A 17,156-nucleotide genomic window follows, 5' to 3' on the forward strand; every position below is an offset into this window, starting at 1 on the left:
TGCCCCGTGAGGCGCACGTCACGCCCGGTAGAGCGCCTCGACCTCGTTCTCGTAGGCCTTCTCGATGGCCTTCCGCTTCAGCTTCAGCGACGGGGTCAGCAACCCGTGCTCCTCCGTGAACGGCTGGGCCAGTATGCGGAAGGTGCGGATCGACTCGGCCTGCGATACGAGGGTGTTGGCGGCGACCACCGCGCGGCGCACCTCCGTCTCCAGATCCGCGTCGCGCACCAGCTCCGCCGGGGTCATCTGCGGCTTGGCCCGCATGGCCAGCCAGTGCTCCACGGCCTCCTGGTCGAGGGTGACCAGGGCGGCGATGTACGGGCGGTCGTTGCCCACGAGGATGCACTGGTTGACCAGCGGATGGTCCCGGACGCGTTCCTCCAGTACCCCGGGCGAAACGCTCTTGCCGCCCGAAGTGACCAGGATCTCCTTCTTGCGGCCGGTGATGGTGAGGAAGCCGTCCTCGTCCAGCGCGCCGAGGTCGCCGGTGGCGAGCCAGCCGTCGTGCAGGGTCGCGTCGGTGGCCTTCTGGTTGTTGAGGTACCCCTGGAACACGTTCTCGCCGTGCAGCCAGATCTCGCCGTCGTCCGCGATGTGCACGGTCATGCCGGGGATGGGCTGCCCGACCGTGCCGAACCGGGTGCGCCCGGGCGGGTTGGCGGTCGCGGCGGCCGTGGACTCCGTCAGGCCGTAGCCCTCGTAGATGTGCACGCCCGCCCCGGCGAAGAACAGCCCGAGCCGGCGGTCCATCGCCGAGCCGCCGGACATGGCGTGCTTGATGCGGCCGCCCATCGCGGCGCGGATCTTGCCGTAGACGAGTTTGTCGAACAGCTGGTGCTGCATGCGCAGGCCCGCCGACGGGCCGGGGCCGATGCCCCAGGCCTTGGCCTCCATCGCGTCCGCGTACTTGATCGCGATGTCGACGGCCTTCTCGAAGGGGCCGGAGCGGCCCTCCTTCTCGGCCTTGCGGCGGGCCGCGTTGAACACCTTCTCGAAGATGTACGGCACGGCCAGGAAGAACGTCGGCTTGAACGCGGCCAGATCCGGCAGCAGGGCCGCCGCGTTCAGCTGCGGCTGATGGCCGAACTTCACCTTGCCGCGGATCCCGGCGACCTGGACCATGCGCCCGAACACGTGCGCGAGCGGCAGGAACAGCAGGGTCGCCGCCTCGTCGCCGCGCTTGGAGTGGAACACCGGCTCCCAGCGCTCGATGACGGTGTCCGCCTCGTACATGAAGTTGCCGTGCGTGAGGACACAGCCCTTGGGGCGGCCGGTGGTGCCCGAGGTGTAGATGATCGTGGCGACCGAGTCGGGTGTGACGGCCTGCCGGTGGCGGTGCACCATCTCGTCGTCGAGGTGCGCGCCCGCGTCGTACAGCTCGTGCACGGCGCCGGAGTCGAGCTGCCACAGCCGGCGCAGCTGGGGCAGCCGGTCGATGACGGTGGCGATCGTCATCGCGTGGTCCTCGTGCTCCACGACCGCGGCCGTCACCTCGGCGTCGTACAGCATCCAGAAGCACTGCTCGGCCGAGGACGTCGGATAGACCGGAACGACCTGGGCGCCGATCGTCCACAGCGCGTAGTCGAACAGGGTCCACTCGTAGCGCGTACGGGACATGATCGCGACCCGGTCGCCGAACCGGATGCCGCTCGCCAGCAGGCCTTTGGCCAGGGCGAGCACCTCGTCACGGAACTCGGCGCTGGTGACGTCCCGCCACTGGCCGGACTCGTCCTTGCGGCCCAGCGCGATGTGCAGCGGGTCTTCCTGGGCATGCTCGAAGACCACGTCGGCCAGACCGCCCACCGGAGGTGCCAACGCCAACGGAGGGTTGGTGAACTCGCGCAAACCCCGCTCCCCGCTCCTCAGCGCTCCTGTCGAGTGACGCCCCGCACAGCGCCGTGAAAGCTACCCCACCCGGCCAGGGGGCGGGAGGGGGTACGAAGGCGAGCACCGCTCTTGTATGCGCTGGTCAGCGAGGGAAAAAGCGCTCACATGGGGAAGGGTCGGACACAATCCTGACGGTTGAGTAAGTTTCGGTGCCGTAATCTCCACCGAATCTGTACGAGTCCAGCTGCGGTGCGATGCGCCTTCGAACGGGGTCACTTCTGTCAGCGGGGCGGCGGCGGATTCTGTCACTCCGCTTCCGTCGAACGCGACCGATCGGGCAGGTCACAGCCCCTTGCGCGCGCTGCGGTGCAGCCGGTCCCCGCCCGCCAGGATCGCTGCCGCCAGGGCGTCCGCCGCGCCCTGGGCGGACGGCCGGCGCCGGCCGTGCACCAGGACGAAGTCGACCTGCCCCAGTTCCGGCAGCCCCGCCCGGTCCGGGACCCGGACCAGTCCCGGCGGGATGAGGCCGCGGGAGTGGGCCATCACGCCGAGGCCGGCCCGGGCCGCCGCGACGAGGCCGTTGAGACTGCCGCTGGTGCACACCACGCGCCACTCGCGGCCCTGCCGCTCCAGGGCCTCCAGGGCGAGCGCGCGGGTGATGCCCGGCGGCGGGTAGACGATGAGCGGCACCGGTCGGTCCGGGTCGAGCCGCAGGCGTTCCGCGCCGATCCACACCAGCCGGTCGTGCCGGACCAGCTCGCCCCGCGGGTCCTCGGGCCGGCGCTTGGCCAGGACGAGGTCCAGCTTCCCGGCGGCCAGCTGCTCGTGCAGCGTGCCCGACAGCTCGACCGTCAGCTCCAGGTCGACCTCCGGGTGCTCGTGCCGGAAGCCCTCGAGGATCTCGGGCAGCCGGGTCAGCACGAAGTCCTCCGAGGCGCCGAAGCGCAGCCGGCCGCGCAACCGCGTGCCCGCGAAGAAGGCCGCCGCCTGCTCGTGCACCTCCAGGATCCGGCGCGCGAAGCCGAGCATGGCCTCGCCGTCCTCGGTCAGCTCCACCGAGTGCGTGTCCCGGGTGAACAGCGTCCGCCCGGCGGCGTCCTCCAGTCGTCGCACGTGCTGGCTGACCGTCGACTGCCGCAGCCCGAGCCGCCGCGCGGCCTGCGTGAAGCTCAGCGTCTGCGCCACCGACAGGAACGTGCGCAGATGGGACGGGTCGTACATGGCTCCACGTTATCGCGGATCGCGATGACAGTGAGAGCCGTATACGGGATTCCCGATCGCCGAGCCGGGGAGCAGGATGGAAGGGGGCCGTTGCGGCCCCGGACCGACCGAAGTACAAGCAAGTGGAGCACCGTGAAACGCCTGCACTGGCCGAGTTGGATGCCGATCGACCCCTACATCCTGCTGCTTCTCGGGACGGTGGGCCTCGCCGCACTGTTCCCGGCGCGCGGGTCGGCCGCCGATGTCGCCTCCGGTGCCTCCACGGCCGCGGTCGCTCTCCTCTTCTTCCTGTACGGCGCCAGGCTGTCCACCCGTGAGGCGCTCGACGGCCTGCGGCACTGGAGGCTCCACGTCACGGTCCTGGCCTGCACCTTCCTCGTCTTCCCGCTGCTCGGGCTCGCGGCCCGCGGGCTGGTGCCGGTGATCCTGACGCACCCGCTCTACCAGGGCCTGCTCTTCCTCACGCTCGTCCCGTCGACCGTCCAGTCGTCGATCGCCTTCACCTCGATGGCCCGCGGCAACGTGCCCGCCGCGATCTGCGCGGGCTCCTTCTCCTCCCTCGTCGGCATCATCGCCACCCCGCTGCTCGCGGCCTCGCTGCTCGGCAGCAGCGGCGGCTTCTCCGCCGACTCGCTGCTGAAGATCGTGCTGCAACTGCTCGTGCCGTTCCTCGCCGGGCAGTTGCTGCGCCGCTGGATCGGCGGCTTCGTCGCACGCCACAAGAAGGTCCTCGGACTCGTGGACCGCGGGTCGATCCTGCTCGTCGTCTACACCGCGTTCAGCGCGGGCATGGTGCAGGGCATCTGGCACCAGGTCAGCCCCGCCCGGCTGGGCGGGCTGTTCGCCGTGGAGGCGGTGATCCTCGCCGTGATGCTCCTGCTGACCTGGTACGGCGGCAAGGCGCTTCGCTTCGGCCGCGCGGACCGGATCGCGATCCAGTTCGCGGGCTCGAAGAAGTCCCTGGCCGCCGGGCTGCCCATGGCCAGTGTCCTGTTCGGCGCGCAGGCGGCGCTCGCCGTGCTGCCGCTGATGCTCTTCCACCAGATGCAGCTGATCGTGTGCGCCGTGATCGCCAAGCGGCGCGCGCAGGACCCGGCGCCGGAGGTCAGCGCGCCGGAGCGAGCCGCAGCGTCACGAACCGCGGTCGGTACAGGGACACGTTCCGGCTGAGCTGGGCGGCGGCGCCCGTGGTCTCCAGCCAGTTGACGTCGTAGCTCAGGACGAGCCGCCCGTCGCCGCTCAGCACCGGATGCGCCTGCGGGTTGTAGGCGGCCACCTGCCCCTGCGGCAGCGGCGGGCTGAACTCCTTGGCCGGCCCGTGCCACGGCCCGGCGGGTGAGCAGGCCCAGTAGGACGCCACGGTGGTCAGCCCCTTCGGGCCGGCGGCCATCGTGAACAGCGCGTACGTGCCGCCGGTCCGGACGACCGAGAACGCGCTGCCCACGCCCTTGCGCCGCCCGTCCCCGAGCACCGGCCGGGGACGGGCCCCGGGCACCCATGCCGAGCCGCTCCAGTACTGCCAGGCCGCCGGATCCGCGAGCCTGCCCTCCGGTACGCGGGCCGCGTACGCGTGCGAGGCGGGGCGGGAGGCCGCCCGGCCGTCGTCGCCGCCGTACACATAGGTCCAGCCGTCCTCCTCGACCAGCGTCGTGCCGAACAGCACACGCCGGGACGGGTCGGGGACCAACTGCTGGTCGAGCACCTTGACGATCGACTCCAGGCGCAGGCCGGGCAGCGACAGGGTGGCGACCTCGGTGGCGGTGGGCACGCCGTAGATCCAGGGGGCCTGCCCCGCCGTGCGCACCCACAGCAGGACCCGGACGACCTGCTCCGAGGAGCCGGGGGAGCGGGGTTCGACGCGGGCGGCGACCGGCCAGCGCCACTGGTTCGGTGCCGGGTCGGCGAACAGCGGGGCGGGCAGGGTGGTGTCGAGCCGGCCGTCGCGCATCAGCACGGCCGAGTTGCGCACCAGCGGCGTGGTGGCGTCCCGCCAGGCGTAGGACTCGCCGTGCGGATTGGGCGGACCGTACACCCGGCCCAGGTAGGTGTCCGAGAACAGCCACAGCACCCGGCCGTCCGGCAGCCGCACCGAGTGGGTGCCGTCGCCGCCGGTCCAGTCGTCCGTGCGGCTCGCGTCGTCGCCGTAGCGGGCGAACTCGGCGGTGAGGCCCTCGTCCGCCTTCCAGGAGCCGACCGTGAGCGCCTGACAGGTCCGGTCGTCGTCCGAACCGTCGTCGTCCGGCAGGGCGATGAGCAGCGCGGCGCCGAGAACCAGGGCCAGCAGCAGGCCGATCCCGGTTCCCGTGCGCTGTCGTGCTCGTGCTGCTCCTGAGTCGTCGGGCACGTTCCGTGACGTTAGTTGCTGCCGCGCACCTGGTCCATGGGCAGCCACAGCACCGTGCCCCGGGAGGCCGCGCCCGAGGCGCCGGAGGTCAACTCCTCGTCGCTCAGGGCCCGGTTCCACACGCGGACGTCGTCGATCGCGCCGGTGAGGAACGCCCGGCTGTCCATGCGCTGGCCGATGTGCACGCCGAACGGGGAGTTGCGGCTGACCGAGCCCGGCACATCGTCGGTGCTGAGCGCCTTGCCGTCGAGGAAGAGCGTCAGCTGCCCGCCGCCGCGGCGCAGGGCCAAGTGGTGCCAGCGGCCGTCGTTGTGGGCACCGTCGGTCCAGACCGAGGCCGACCTGACGGTCGTCGCGCCCGACCTGGTGGTGATCAGTCCCCGGACCCGGTCGCTCGCCGGTTCCCCGCGCAGCCAGATCTGCGGCTGGGTGCTGCCGATGCCGCCCATCCACAGCAAGGGCTGCTCGCCGGTCGTGGCCGTGTAGCGGAAGTGCAGCGAGGCCGTGAAGTCCCCTTCGCCGAGCGGCAGCCGGGACCGGTAGGGCAGCCGTACGGCGTCGTCGGTGCCGTCGAAGGACAGCGCGCCGCCGCGGACACCGGCCGTCCGCACGGCGCCGCCGAGCACGGCCGCCGGCCTGGCGCCCACCGCCGCGTCGCGAGTGGTCGGGTCGGCGCCCCGGCGCGGCTTCAGCCAGTCCTCGGTGAAGCGGGCGAAGCGGATCTCGTCGCGCGCGTCGACCGCGCCGCCCTCGTACAGCAGGCCCACCGTCGTGCCGTTGACGGCCACCATGTCGGAGTAGCCGGACCAGTCCGTGGTGACGACCGTGCCCCGGTCCACGCTCTCCCAGGTGTGCCCGCCGTCGTAGGAGGAGCGGACCATCATCGTCCGGCGGCGGTCGGGGTCGGCCGGAGCGGACAGCAGCATCCGGCCGCCGAGGCGCAGGGTCGCGCCCTGGACCTGCGGGGTGTACAGGTCCGGCAGGTCGCGGAAGGGCGTGGCGAAGCTGTCGCCGCCGTCCCGGCTGAGGGTCTGGGAGCGGTGGCCCAGGTCGGTGCCGTCCTGCTCACGGCCGCTGACGAGGAGGGCGCCGTCCGCGCGTTCGGTGAGCGTCACCTCGGAGGGCTTCTGCCGGAACGTGCCGTCCTGCGCTATGGGCCAGGTGTCCGTGGCGCCGACCCGCCAGGAGTCGCCGCCGTCGTCGCTGACGACGAGCGCGGCGTGGTTGGCGGAGACCCGGCTGCCGTTCCACGTCTCGGTGTTGACGCCGAACACGAGCCGCCCGGCGTGCTTGCCGCGGGTCAGCTGGATGCCGTGCACGGGGCCGGTCGCGTACCAGGAGTTCCAGTGCTCGGGCAGGATCTCGTCGCTCAGATCGCGCGGCTTCGACCAGGTGCGGCCGTCGTCGTCGCTGTACTGCAGGTGCGGGGTGCGGTCGCAGGGGACGGTGCAGTTGCCGGCGTCCGTACGACCGGTGTTGTACGTCTCGGCCAGCAGGATCCGGCCGGTCCTGCGGTCGACGACGGGCGCCGGGTTGCCGTGCGTGTCGCCGGCGCCCTCGGTGACGACCTGGAGCGGCCCCCAGGTGCGGCCGCCGTCGGTGGAGCGCTTGAGGACGATGTCGATGTCGGCCGCGTCACCGCAGTTGAGGACGCGGCCCTCGGCGAAGGCGAGCAGTGTGCCGCCGGCGGTGCGCACGATCGCCGGGATCCGGAAGCAGGCGTAGCCCGGGTCCTGGGACGCCTTGAAGAGCACCTGCTGTTCGAACTCCGGTAAGGCCGTGCCGGGTTGGCTGTACGCCGCGGCGGTGGGCGCGAGCAGCGCCCCGGCGGCGGCAGCGGCTGTCAGGGTGGATCTCAGACGTGCGCGAAGACTTGACGGCATGGTGCGACCTGCCCTTCATGCGTCTGTCGGCTGGACCACCGGGGCGTGGAGCGGACATCCGGTCATTCGGACATTCCACGTCCAATGTGTGGGCCACAGACGGTACTTGGGTTTTCAGACCCCCCACAAGAAGCGTGCGTCAGGGGATCAGTACGACCTTGCCCAGGTTGGACCGCCCCTCGATCTCCCCGTGCGCCTTGGCCGCGTCCTCCAGGGCGAACTCCCCGTGGACGACGGGCCTGAGCTCGCCCGCCGCGAACAGCCGCCACAGTTCCTCGCGCCACTGCTCGTACAACTCCGGCTTCCCGCGGGCGATACGGGCCATCTGGAACCCGATCACCGACTTGGCGCCCACGAGCAGGTCGTACGCCTGGACGGTGCCGCCGCCCGAGCTGTACGCCACCAGCCGTCCCCCCGGGGCGAGTGCGGCGAGGGCCGGGGTGAGCAGTTCGCCGCCGACCGCGTCCAGGGCGTAGTCGACCGGGGTGCCCCAGCTGTCGTCGCCGTAGGTGATGACGTGGTGGTCGGCGCCGAGGCCCCGGACGAAATCGGCTTTGGCCGGGTCGGAGACGGCTCCCACGACCCGTCCGGCGCCGCGCGTCCTGGCCAGCTGCACGGCCAGATGGCCGACCCCGCTCGCGGCCGCGGTCACCAGGGCCGACTCGCCCGGCTCGGGACGGGCCGCCTCCAGGGCGCCGAGGGCGACCAGGCCGCTGCGGACCAGGGCGACCGCGTCGACGGCGCTCGCGTCCGCCGGGACCGGGGAGGCCATGGCCTCGTGCAGCAGCGCGAAGTCGGCGTAGCCGTGGCCGAAGCAGAGTCCGGTCACCCGGTCGCCGGAGCCGAAGCGGGTGACGCCCTCGCCGACCGCCACGACCTCACCGGCGATCTCACCACCGAGCGGGCCGGGCTCGGCCGCCTCGGTGACCTTGCGCACGGCCGGGAGCGTGACGCCGATCGCCTCCGCGCGCACGAGCAGCTCTCCCGGGCCGGGCTCGGGGAGCGGTGTCTCCTCCACGAACAGGGGGCCGCCTCGGGATTCGTAGCGGACGCGGCGCATCGCACCTCCGGGGTCGTTGGTGATCCCAACGAACTCGTTGGGGAGCCCAACGGTATAGGAGGATCATAGGAAGGACCAATGATTTCTTGGTTAGGCTGCGGCCATGTCGGAAGCCCCCCTCCCCGCGATCCGCTCCCTGCCCAGCTGGCTGCTCGGCCGCGCCGCCGCCCGTGGCCGGGCCCTGGTGGCCGAGGCGCTGGCCGAGGAGGACATGCGGATGTGGCATCACGTGGTGCTGTCCGCCGTCCGCGACCTCGGTCCCGTCGCCCAGGCCGACCTCGGCCGCGGGGTCGGCCTGGACCCGAAGGACCTGGTCGGCGTCCTCAACGACCTCCAGTCGGCCGGCCTGGTGGTACGCGAGCCGGACCCGAGGGACCGCCGCAAGAACGCGGTGTCCCTCACCGAGCGGGGAGCCCGGCTGCTGAAGCGCTGCGAGAAGGCGGCCCGCGCGGCCAACGACGAACTGCTCGCGCCGCTCTCGGCGGCCGAGCGGGAACAGTTCACCGGGATGCTGCGACGGATATCCGGCACGGCCGGCTGAACCCGCCGAGTATCCGGCACGGCCGGCTGAAGCCGCGGAAGAGGGCCGAGACGGGGCCCCGGCGGCGCAGGGGGCGCTCCCCGCCGGTCGGGGCCCCGCCGCCGTGTCGCGGAGGAACCTGCTCAGCCCTGGGCGGCCGCGGCCCGCAGGGCGATGCGGTCCTCACCCGCGTACACGTTCATGGAGCTGCCCCGCAGGAAGCCCACCAGCGTCAGGCCCGTCTCGGCGGCCAGGTCCACCGCCAGCGAGGACGGCGCCGACACGGCCGCCAGGACGGGGATGCCGGCCATCACGGCCTTCTGCGCCAGCTCGAAGGAGGCCCGGCCCGAGACGAGCAGGATCGCCCGGGACAGCGGCAGCTCCCCGTTCTGCAGGGCGCGGCCGACCAGCTTGTCGACCGCGTTGTGCCGGCCCACGTCCTCCCGGACGTCCAGCAGCTCGCCGCCTTCCGAGAACAGGGCCGCCGCGTGCAGGCCCCCGGTCCGGTCGAAGACCCGCTGGGCCGCGCGCAGCCGGTCGGGCAGGCTCGCGAGCAGCTCGGGGCCGATCCGGACCGGGGGAGTGTCGGCGATGGGCCACCGGGCCGTGGTGCGCACCGCGTCCAGCGACGCCTTGCCGCACAGGCCGCAGGAGGACGTGGTGTAGACGTTGCGCTCCAGCGTGATGTCGGGGATCACCACGCCCGGGGCCGTCTTCACGTCGACCACGTTGTACGTGTTCGAGCCGTCGGCCGTCGCCCCGGCGCAGTAGACGATGTTCTGCAGGTCCTGCTGCCCGGCCAGCACCCCCTCGCTCACCAGGAAGCCCGCCGCCAGCGCGAAGTCGTCGCCCGGGGTGCGCATGGTGATCGCCAGGGGCTTGCCGTTGAGCCGGATCTCCAGGGGTTCCTCCGCGACGAGCGTGTCCGGGCGGCTGGAGACCACCCCGTCCCGGATGCGGATCACCTTGCGTCGTTCCGTGACTCGTCCCATGTCCTGATCAGTCCCGGTTCTGTACGTGCTGGTAGCCGAAACGGCCCTTGATGCAGAGGTTGCCGTGGGTCACCGGGTTGTCGTGCGGCGAGGTGACCTTCACGATCTCATTGTCCTGCACGTGCAGCGTCAGGTTGCAGCCCACTCCGCAGTACGCGCACACCGTGGTCGTCTCCGTCTGCCGCTCCTCGTCCCACGTACCGGCCGCGCGCATGTCGAACTCGGACTTGAAGGACAGCGCGCCCGTGGGGCACACCTCGATGCAGTTCCCGCAGTACACGCACGCCGAGTCGGTCAGCGGCGCGTCGTGCTCCACGGCGATCCGGGCGTCGAAGCCGCGCCCGGCGACCGAGATCGCGAAGGTGTTCTGCCACTGGTCGCCGCAGGCGTCGACGCACTTGTAGCAGAGGATGCACTTGTCGTAGTCGCGCACGTACAGGTCGTTGTCGACCCTCGGCTCCTCGTTCAGCCGCGCCGCGTCCGGGCCGAAGCGGTCCGGCTTCGCCTCGTACTCCTTCAGCCACCCGGCGACCTTCGGCGTCGTCGACAGGTCGACCGAGGAGGTGAGCAGTTCGAGGACGACCTTGCGGCTGTGCCGGGCGCGCTCGGTGTCCGTGCGGACCTCCATGCCCGGCTCGGCCTTGCGGGAGCAGGCCGGGACGAGCGTCCTGGCCCCCTCGACCTCGACGACACAGACCCGGCAGGCGTTCTTGGGGCGCAGGGTGTCGCCCTCGCACAGGGTCGGGATGTCCTTCCCGGCCGCCCGGCAGGCGTCGAGGATCGTCGAGCCCTCGGGGACCCGGGCCTCCTCGCCGTCGATGGTGAACTCCAGCATGCGGCGCGGGATCCCCAGCGGTGTGACGGTCATTCGTACGCCCCCAGACGGTCGATGGCGGATTCCACGGCGTTCCACGCGGTCTGCCCGAGACCGCAGATCGAGGCGTCCCGCATGGCCCGGCCGACCTCCCGCAGCAGCGCGATGTCGCCGGCGGCGTCGGCACCGGTGCGCTCCACGATCCGGTGCAGCGCCTCCTCCTGCCGCACCGTCCCGACGCGGCAGGGCACGCACTGCCCGCACGACTCGTCCCGGAAGAACTCCGCGATGCGCAGCAGCAGCCGGGGCAGGGGCACGCTGTGGTCGAAGGCCATGACGACCCCCGAGCCGAGTGTCGTGCCCGCCTCCCGCGTCCCCTCGAAGGTGAGCGGCACGTCCAGCTCGTCGGCCCGTACGAAACCGCCTGCCGCCCCGCCGAGCAGCACCGCCCGCAGTCCTTCGCGCACCCCGGCCAGCGTGAGCACGTCGCCCAGCGTCGCGCCGAACGGCACCTCGTAGACGCCGGGCCGCTCCACACTCCCGGACACGCAGAACAGTTTCGGCCCGGTGGAGCGCCCGGTGCCGATCGCCGCGTACGCCGGGGCGCCCATGGTCAGGATCGGCAGGACGTTGACCAGCGTCTCGACGTTGTTCTCGACCGTCGGCTTGCCGAACAGGCCCTTCTCCACGGGGAACGGCGGCTTCGAGCGGGGCTCGCCGCGGTAGCCCTCGATGGAGTTGAACAGGGCCGTCTCCTCACCGCAGATGTAGGCACCCGCGCCGCGCCGGATCTCGATGTCGAAGGCGTAGCCCTGCCCGAGGACGTCGTCGCCGAGCAGTCCGCGCGCACGGGCCTGCGCGATCGCCTGCTCCAGCAGGCGCAGGGCGCGCGGGTACTCGCCGCGCAGGTACAGGTAACCCTTGTGGGCGCCGGTCGCGTACCCGGCGATCGTCATGGCCTCGATCAGCGCGTACGGGTCGCCCTCCATGAGCACCCGGTCCTTGAAGGTGCCCGGCTCCGACTCGTCGGCGTTGCAGACGAGGTAGTGCGGCTGGTCGGGCTGGGACGCCGTGGCCTGCCACTTGCGGCCGGTGGGGAAGGCGGCGCCGCCGCGCCCGACCAGGCCCGAGTCGGTGACCTCGCGGATCACCCCGGCGGGACCCAGCTCGAAGGCCCGGCGCAGGGCGGTGTAGCCCCCGTGGGCGCGGTAGTCGTCGAGGGACGACGGGTCGACCACGCCGACGCGGTGCAGCAGCATCAGCCCGTCCTGCCCCGCCTGGGGCACCGCCAGCGCGGCCGGTGGCTCCTCGGGCGCGGAGCCGGGCGAGCTCGCCGCGAGCACGGCGCCCTGGACGGTCGCCGGCGCCGAGATCGCCGTACGGACGGGATCCCCGGCCTTGATCGCGAGCGCGGCCGGGGCCCGTTCGCACAGGCCCAGGCACGGGCTGCGCTCGACGCTCACGCCGCTGCCGAGGCCCAGCCGCTCCTCGATCCCGGCGCACAGCTGAGGCGCCCCGGCCGCCGCGCACGCCAGGTCCGTGCACACGTGGAGCACGGTCGCCGGCCGCGGCTCGACCGAGAACATGGCGTAGAAGGTGGCGACCCCGTACGCCTCCGCCGGCGGCACCGTCAGCCGCCGGCACAGGTAGTCGAGGGCGCCGTCGCTGATCCAGCCGACCCGGTCGTTGATCGCGTGCAGCCCCGGCAGCAGCAGGTCGCGGCGGTCCCTGGCCTCGCGCCCGCCACGCGCCCACCGCAGATCCGCATCGGAGCGGTCGGCGCCCTCCCAGGAGGACTCGGGAGGCCCGAGGAGGGCGTCGACGGCCGCCCGTTCCTCGTCCGTCGGTTTGCTGTCACCGAAGTGCAGGTCCACTTGCGTTCACCCCACGATGGTCGCGATGGGCAGCTTCTCGACCCGGATCGCCGACGCCTTGAACTCCGCCGTCCCCGCGATCGGGCAGTTCGCCTCGATCGTCAGCTGGTTGGTGTCCACCTCGTCCGGGAAGTGCATGGTCATGAAGGCGAGCCCCGGCCGCAGCGCGGTGTCCACCCACACGGGCGCGGTCACCGACCCGCGCCGCGAGGTCACCTGGACGTGCTCGCCGACCACGACCCCGTAGCGCTCGGCGTCCTCCGGGCTCAGCTCGATGAACTCCCCGCGCCGCAGCGGCGAGGCGTAACTGCCGCTCTGTACGCCGGTGTTGTACGAGTCGAGCCGCCGACCGGTGGTGAGCCGGATCGGGTACCGCTCGTCGGTGAGGTCCACGGGCGGGTCGTGCTGCACGATCCCGAACGGAGCGAGCGGGCCGCGCCTTTCGGGGTCGGTCTCCCACAACCGGCCGTGCAGATAGGTGGGTTCGATCCCGTCCGCGCTCGGGCAGGGCCACTGGATGCCCTGGTGCTCCTCCAGGCGCTCGTACGTCATGCCGTAGTGGTCGGGCGAGACGGAACGGAGCTCGTTCCAGACGGTCTCGGCGTCGGCGTACTTCCAGTCGTGGCCGAGGCGGGCCGCGAGGTCGCAGATGATGTCGATGTCCTCGCGGGCCTCGCCGGGCGGGGTGACGGCCTTGCGGACGCGCTGGACCCGCCGCTCGCTGTTCGTGGTCGTGCCGTCGGTCTCCGCCCAGCCGGCCGTGGCGGGCAGGACGACGTCCGCGAGTTCGGCGGTCTTCGTGAGGAAGATGTCCTGCACGACCAGGAAGTCCAGGGCCTTCAGCCGCCGTACGGCCTGCTCGCTGTCGGCCTCGGACTGCGCGGGGTTCTCGCCGATGCAGTAGACGGCCTTGAGCGAGCCGTCCTCCATGGCCTCGAACATCTCCGTGAGGTTCAGGCCATAGTGCGGCTGGATCACGGTGTCCCAGGCCGACTCGAACTTCAGCCGGGTGTCCGGGTCGAGGATGTCCTGAAACCCGGGCAGCCGGTTGGGGATCGCGCCCATGTCGCCGCCGCCCTGCACGTTGTTCTGCCCGCGCAGGGGTTGCAGGCCGGAGCCGTAGCGGCCGACGTGCCCGGTGAGCAGGGACAGGTTGATCAGGGCGCGGACGTTGTCGGTGCCGTTGTGGTGCTCGGTGATGCCCAGCGTCCAGCACAACTGGGCCCGCTCGGCACGGGCGTAGGCGTGCGCCAGCTCGCGGATCGCCGCCGCCGGTACGCCCGTCACCTTCTCGGCGAGCGACAGCGTCCACGGCTCGACCAGGGCCTTGTACTCCTCGAAGCCGCTGGTCGCCCGCTCGATGAACGCCTCGTTCGCGAGCCCCGCGTGGATGATCTCGCGGCCGATCGCGTGCGCCATCGGGATGTCCGTGCCGACGTTCAGCCCCATCCAGCTCTCCGCCCACTCGGCGGTCGAGGTCCGGCGCGGATCGACCGCGTACATCCGGGCGCCGTTCCTGATCCCCTTCAGCACGTGCTGGAAGAAGATCGGGTGCGCGAACCGGGCGTTGGAGCCCCACATCACGATGACGTCGGTGTGCTCGATCTCCTCGTACGACGACGTCCCGCCACCCGAGCCGAACGCCGCCGACAGGCCCGCCACGCTCGGGGCGTGACAGGTGCGGTTGCAGGAGTCGACGTTGTTGGTGCCCATGACGACCCGGGCGAACTTCTGGGCCACGTAGTTCATCTCGTTGGTGGCGCGGGCGCAGCTGAACATGCCGAAGGCGTCGCGGTTGCGCCCGAGGCCCCGGGCGGCCCGGTCCAGGGCCTCCTCCCAGGTGGCCTGCCGGAACGGCTCGTCGCGGGAGTCACGGACGAACGGGTGGGTGAGCCGGGTGTAGGTCTTGGGGGTCCGGTCGCGTTTCCTCATGCGGCGCTCCTCAGCGCGAGCAGGTCCGAGATGGCGTGCACGGTGCGCAGGGTGGGCACCTCCACGCCGGTGATCTCCGCCAGCTCGACCACGGCCGCGAGCAGCACGTCGAGTTCGAGCGGCTTGCCGCGCTCCAGATCCTGGAGCGTGGAGGTGCGGTGGTCGCCGACCCGCTCGGCACCGGCGAGCCGGCGCTCGATGGAGACGCCGACCTCGCAGCCGAGGGCCTCGGCGACCGCCAGCGTCTCGGTCATCATGATCTCGATGACCTTGCGGGTGCCGCCGTGCAGGCACATCTGCCGCATGGTCGCGCGGGCCAGCGCGCTGATCGGGTTGAAGGAGATGTTGCCGAGCAGCTTGACCCAGATGTCGCTGCGCAGGTCCGGTTCGACCGGGCACTTCAGACCGCCGGCCTGCATGGCCTCGCTGAAGTCGAGACAGCGGGCGGAGCGGCTGCGGTCGGGCTCGCCGATGGAGAACCTCGTGCCCTCCAAGTGCCTTACGACTCCCGGACCTTCGAGTTCGGTCGCCGCGTAGACGACACAGCCGATGGCCCGTTCGGGCGCGAGCACCGCACTGACCGCGCCGTCCGGGTCGACACTCTCGACGCGATGGCCGTCGTACGGGCCGCCGTGCCGGTGGAAGTACCACCAGGGGATGCCGTTCTGGGCCGCGACGACCGAGGTCGTCCCGTGCAGCAGGGGCGCGATGAGCGGCCCGCACGCCGCGTACGCGTTGGCCTTCAGGCCCAGGAAGACATGGTCGACCGGGCCCACTTCGGCCGGGTCGTCGGTGGCGTGGGGGTGCGCGGTGAAGTCGCCGCGGGGGCTGCGCACCCGTACTCCGTGCTGCCTCATGGCCGCCAGATGCGGTCCACGGGCGATGAGATGCACCTCGGCGCCCGCGCGGTGGAGCGCGGCGCCGACGTAGGCGCCGATGGCACCGGCGCCGAGAACTGCGACTTTCACGGGAACACTCCGTTCGGTTTGAGGGATACCGCGGAGGTGGCTGCCGTCCGGCCGCCCACGGGTCGCGTATGGCTCGCGGGCGGCTTGTGTCGACGAAATATTGTCTACAGTATGGAGGTTGGGGCGGCAAGGGTCCGTGCGCCGACCGTTCGGCGCATGCCGGATACCGTTCACCGCATACGGTCGACGCGCCGCCTTCTCAACTCCCGTGCGGATCCCTACCGTCCGGGGTTCATGAGTCCCCCAGTCGCGCCCCCGGGCTGGAGCCGCTGGCTCGTTCCGCCCGCCGCTCTCTCCGTACATCTCTCCATCGGCCAGGCCTACGCCTGGAGCGTGTTCAAGCCGCCCCTGGAGTCCGCGCTCGGACTCAGTGGCACGCAGAGCGCGCTGCCCTTCCAGCTGGGCATCGTCATGCTGGGCCTGTCCGCCGCGTTCGGCGGCACGCTCGTGGAACGCAACGGCCCGCGCTGGGCGATGACCGTCGCCCTGATCTGCTTCTCCTCCGGCTTCCTGCTCTCCGCGCTGGGCGCGTCCCTGGAGCAGTACTGGCTGATCGTGTTCGGCTACGGCTTCGTCGGCGGCATCGGCCTCGGCATCGGCTACATCTCGCCCGTCTCCACGCTGATCAAGTGGTTCCCGGACCGGCCCGGCATGGCCACCGGAATCGCCATCATGGGCTTCGGCGGTGGCGCGCTCATCGCCTCGCCGTGGTCGGCCCAGATGCTGGAGTCGTTCGGCGGCGACAGCTCCGGCATCGCCCTCGCCTTCCTCGTGCACGGCCTGTCGTACGCCGTCTTCATGCTGCTGGGTGTGCTGCTGGTCCGGGTTCCGCGTCATGCCTCAGGGGCGCCGGGAACTGCGCGACAAGCCCCCACCGGCCCGCAGGTCTCCGCGAACCAGGCCGTCCGCACCCCGCAGTTCTGGCTCCTGTGGGTCGTGCTCTGCATGAACGTCACCGCCGGCATCGGCATCCTGGAGAAGGCCGCGCCGATGATCACGGACTTCTTCGCCGACACCTCCACCCCGGTGTCGGTGACGGCCGCCGCGGGCTTCGTCGCGCTGCTGTCGGCGGCGAACATGGCCGGGCGCATCGGCTGGTCGTCGACGTCCGACCTCATCGGCCGCAAGAACATCTACCGCGTCTACCTGGGTGCAGGCGCGCTGATGTACGCGCTCATCGCCCTGTTCGGAGACTCCTCCAAACCGCTGTTCATCCTGTGCGCGCTGGTCATCCTCTCCTTCTACGGCGGCGGTTTCGCCACGGTTCCGGCCTATTTGAAGGATTTGTTCGGTACGTACCAGGTCGGCGCCATCCATGGACGGCTGCTCACCGCCTGGTCCACCGCCGGGGTGCTCGGCCCGCTGATCGTGAACTGGATCGCCGACCGGCAGGAGGAGGCGGGCCGGCACGGCGCGTCCCTGTACGGGCTGTCGTTCGTCATCATGATCGGGCTGCTCGTCGTCGGGTTCGTCGCCAACGAACTGGTCCGGCCCGTCGACCCCCGCCACCACATCCCCGCACCGAAGGAGGCCGCCCATGGCCGGCGACAGCAGTCAGAGTCCGCCTAGCCCGGACCGGCGGTGGCTGATCGCCCTCGCCTGGGTATGGGTGGGCGTACCGCTCGCCTACGGGCTGTACGAGCTCGTCCGGAAGGCGACGCAGCTGTTCACCGGGTAGGGCCGCCCGCGCGCCGGGGGTGGGCGTTCGACAGGTGCCCGGG

The 17,156-nt window shown here is 71.7% G+C and carries 14 protein-coding genes; 4 read left to right on the top strand and 10 right to left on the bottom strand.

Annotation, left to right across the window (positions count from 1 at the left end):
- Nucleotides 1-18 precede the first annotated feature (18 nt).
- The gene (locus AB0G20_RS12405) at nt 19-1,845 is read right to left on the bottom strand and encodes an AMP-dependent synthetase/ligase (RefSeq protein ID WP_361299931.1); all 1,827 of its coding nucleotides are present in this window, start codon (nt 1,843-1,845) and stop codon (nt 19-21) included.
- Between the two features lie 324 nt (nt 1,846-2,169).
- Nucleotides 2,170-3,048: a LysR substrate-binding domain-containing protein gene (locus AB0G20_RS12410; protein WP_361299934.1), complete on the bottom strand. Its 879-nt coding sequence runs from the start codon at nt 3,046-3,048 to the stop codon at nt 2,170-2,172.
- Between the two features lie 159 nt (nt 3,049-3,207).
- Between AB0G20_RS12410 and AB0G20_RS12415 the strand changes: the two genes are divergently transcribed.
- The gene (locus AB0G20_RS12415) at nt 3,208-4,218 is read left to right on the top strand and encodes a bile acid:sodium symporter family protein (protein ID WP_361300921.1); all 1,011 of its coding nucleotides are present in this window, start codon (nt 3,208-3,210) and stop codon (nt 4,216-4,218) included.
- Here the strand turns inward: AB0G20_RS12415 and AB0G20_RS12420 are convergent.
- From AB0G20_RS12420 to AB0G20_RS12430, 3 genes are all read right to left on the bottom strand, one after another.
- The gene (locus AB0G20_RS12420; protein WP_361299937.1) at nt 4,154-5,392 is read right to left on the bottom strand and encodes a DUF4185 domain-containing protein; all 1,239 of its coding nucleotides are present in this window, start codon (nt 5,390-5,392) and stop codon (nt 4,154-4,156) included. The two genes, AB0G20_RS12415 and AB0G20_RS12420, sit on opposite strands and share 65 nt — an antisense overlap.
- An 11-nt stretch (nt 5,393-5,403) precedes the next feature.
- The gene (locus AB0G20_RS12425; protein WP_361299939.1) at nt 5,404-7,275 is read right to left on the bottom strand and encodes a sialidase family protein; all 1,872 of its coding nucleotides are present in this window, start codon (nt 7,273-7,275) and stop codon (nt 5,404-5,406) included.
- Between the two features lie 139 nt (nt 7,276-7,414).
- Nucleotides 7,415-8,335, bottom strand: coding sequence for a zinc-binding dehydrogenase (locus AB0G20_RS12430; protein ID WP_361299942.1), 921 nt, complete (start codon nt 8,333-8,335; stop codon nt 7,415-7,417).
- A gap of 103 nt (nt 8,336-8,438) precedes the next feature.
- On the opposite strand from AB0G20_RS12430, the gene AB0G20_RS12435 reads away from it, so the two are divergent.
- Nucleotides 8,439-8,876 (top strand): MarR family transcriptional regulator, encoded by a 438-nt coding sequence (locus AB0G20_RS12435; protein ID WP_361299945.1) that lies wholly within the window; start codon nt 8,439-8,441, stop codon nt 8,874-8,876.
- Nucleotides 8,877-8,998: 122 nt separating this feature from the next.
- Here AB0G20_RS12435 and fdhD read toward each other — a convergent pair whose 3' ends face one another.
- Genes fdhD through AB0G20_RS12460 form a run of 5 tightly spaced genes read right to left on the bottom strand, consistent with a single transcriptional unit; the run spans nt 8,999 to nt 15,435 of the window.
- A complete protein-coding gene (fdhD, locus tag AB0G20_RS12440; protein WP_361299948.1) occupies nt 8,999-9,847 on the bottom strand; it encodes a formate dehydrogenase accessory sulfurtransferase FdhD in 849 nt (282 codons plus the stop codon).
- A 7-nt stretch (nt 9,848-9,854) separates the two neighbouring features.
- The gene (locus AB0G20_RS12445; RefSeq protein ID WP_361299951.1) at nt 9,855-10,715 is read right to left on the bottom strand and encodes a 2Fe-2S iron-sulfur cluster-binding protein; all 861 of its coding nucleotides are present in this window, start codon (nt 10,713-10,715) and stop codon (nt 9,855-9,857) included.
- Complete coding sequence (locus AB0G20_RS12450) at nt 10,712-12,535, bottom strand: NAD(P)H-dependent oxidoreductase subunit E (RefSeq protein ID WP_361299954.1); 1,824 nt, start codon at nt 12,533-12,535, stop codon at nt 10,712-10,714. The genes AB0G20_RS12445 and AB0G20_RS12450 overlap by 4 nt, the downstream gene beginning before the upstream one ends.
- A gap of 6 nt (nt 12,536-12,541) precedes the next feature.
- Nucleotides 12,542-14,467 (bottom strand): molybdopterin-dependent oxidoreductase, encoded by a 1,926-nt coding sequence (locus AB0G20_RS12455; protein WP_361299957.1) that lies wholly within the window; start codon nt 14,465-14,467, stop codon nt 12,542-12,544.
- Nucleotides 14,464-15,435, bottom strand: coding sequence for a 2-dehydropantoate 2-reductase (locus AB0G20_RS12460; protein WP_361299960.1), 972 nt, complete (start codon nt 15,433-15,435; stop codon nt 14,464-14,466). The genes AB0G20_RS12455 and AB0G20_RS12460 overlap by 4 nt, the downstream gene beginning before the upstream one ends.
- Before the next feature lie 234 nt (nt 15,436-15,669).
- Here AB0G20_RS12460 and AB0G20_RS12465 point away from each other — a divergent pair, with 234 nt between their 5' ends.
- Both AB0G20_RS12465 and AB0G20_RS12470 read left to right on the top strand, forming a co-directional pair.
- The gene (locus AB0G20_RS12465) at nt 15,670-17,004 is read left to right on the top strand and encodes an OFA family MFS transporter (protein WP_361299963.1); all 1,335 of its coding nucleotides are present in this window, start codon (nt 15,670-15,672) and stop codon (nt 17,002-17,004) included.
- On the top strand, nt 16,973-17,113 hold the full coding sequence (locus AB0G20_RS12470; RefSeq protein ID WP_306931767.1) for a hypothetical protein: 141 nt from the start codon (nt 16,973-16,975) through the stop codon (nt 17,111-17,113). Before AB0G20_RS12465 ends, AB0G20_RS12470 begins: the two co-directional genes overlap by 32 nt.
- Nucleotides 17,114-17,156 lie beyond the last annotated feature (43 nt).

Origin of the sequence: Streptomyces sp. NPDC024017 (assembly GCF_040638895.1) — a bacterium.
Classification (GTDB): Bacteria; Actinomycetota; Actinomycetes; order Streptomycetales; family Streptomycetaceae; genus Streptomyces.

What these genes read in the sequence shown, in the direction of transcription:
- AB0G20_RS12470 (WP_306931767.1), top strand. Translation starts at nt 16,973, where the DNA reads ATGGCCGGCGACAGCAGTCAGAGTCCGCCTAGCCCGGACCGGCGGTGG.
- AB0G20_RS12445 (WP_361299951.1), bottom strand. Translation starts at nt 10,715, where the DNA reads ATGACCGTCACACCGCTGGGGATCCCGCGCCGCATGCTGGAGTTCACC.
- AB0G20_RS12455 (WP_361299957.1), bottom strand. Translation starts at nt 14,467, where the DNA reads ATGAGGAAACGCGACCGGACCCCCAAGACCTACACCCGGCTCACCCAC.
- AB0G20_RS12410 (WP_361299934.1), bottom strand. Translation starts at nt 3,048, where the DNA reads ATGTACGACCCGTCCCATCTGCGCACGTTCCTGTCGGTGGCGCAGACG.
- AB0G20_RS12435 (WP_361299945.1), top strand. Translation starts at nt 8,439, where the DNA reads ATGTCGGAAGCCCCCCTCCCCGCGATCCGCTCCCTGCCCAGCTGGCTG.
- fdhD (WP_361299948.1), bottom strand. Translation starts at nt 9,847, where the DNA reads ATGGGACGAGTCACGGAACGACGCAAGGTGATCCGCATCCGGGACGGG.
- AB0G20_RS12430 (WP_361299942.1), bottom strand. Translation starts at nt 8,335, where the DNA reads ATGCGCCGCGTCCGCTACGAATCCCGAGGCGGCCCCCTGTTCGTGGAG.
- AB0G20_RS12425 (WP_361299939.1), bottom strand. Translation starts at nt 7,275, where the DNA reads ATGCCGTCAAGTCTTCGCGCACGTCTGAGATCCACCCTGACAGCCGCT.
- AB0G20_RS12415 (WP_361300921.1), top strand. Translation starts at nt 3,208, where the DNA reads ATGCCGATCGACCCCTACATCCTGCTGCTTCTCGGGACGGTGGGCCTC.
- AB0G20_RS12465 (WP_361299963.1), top strand. Translation starts at nt 15,670, where the DNA reads ATGAGTCCCCCAGTCGCGCCCCCGGGCTGGAGCCGCTGGCTCGTTCCG.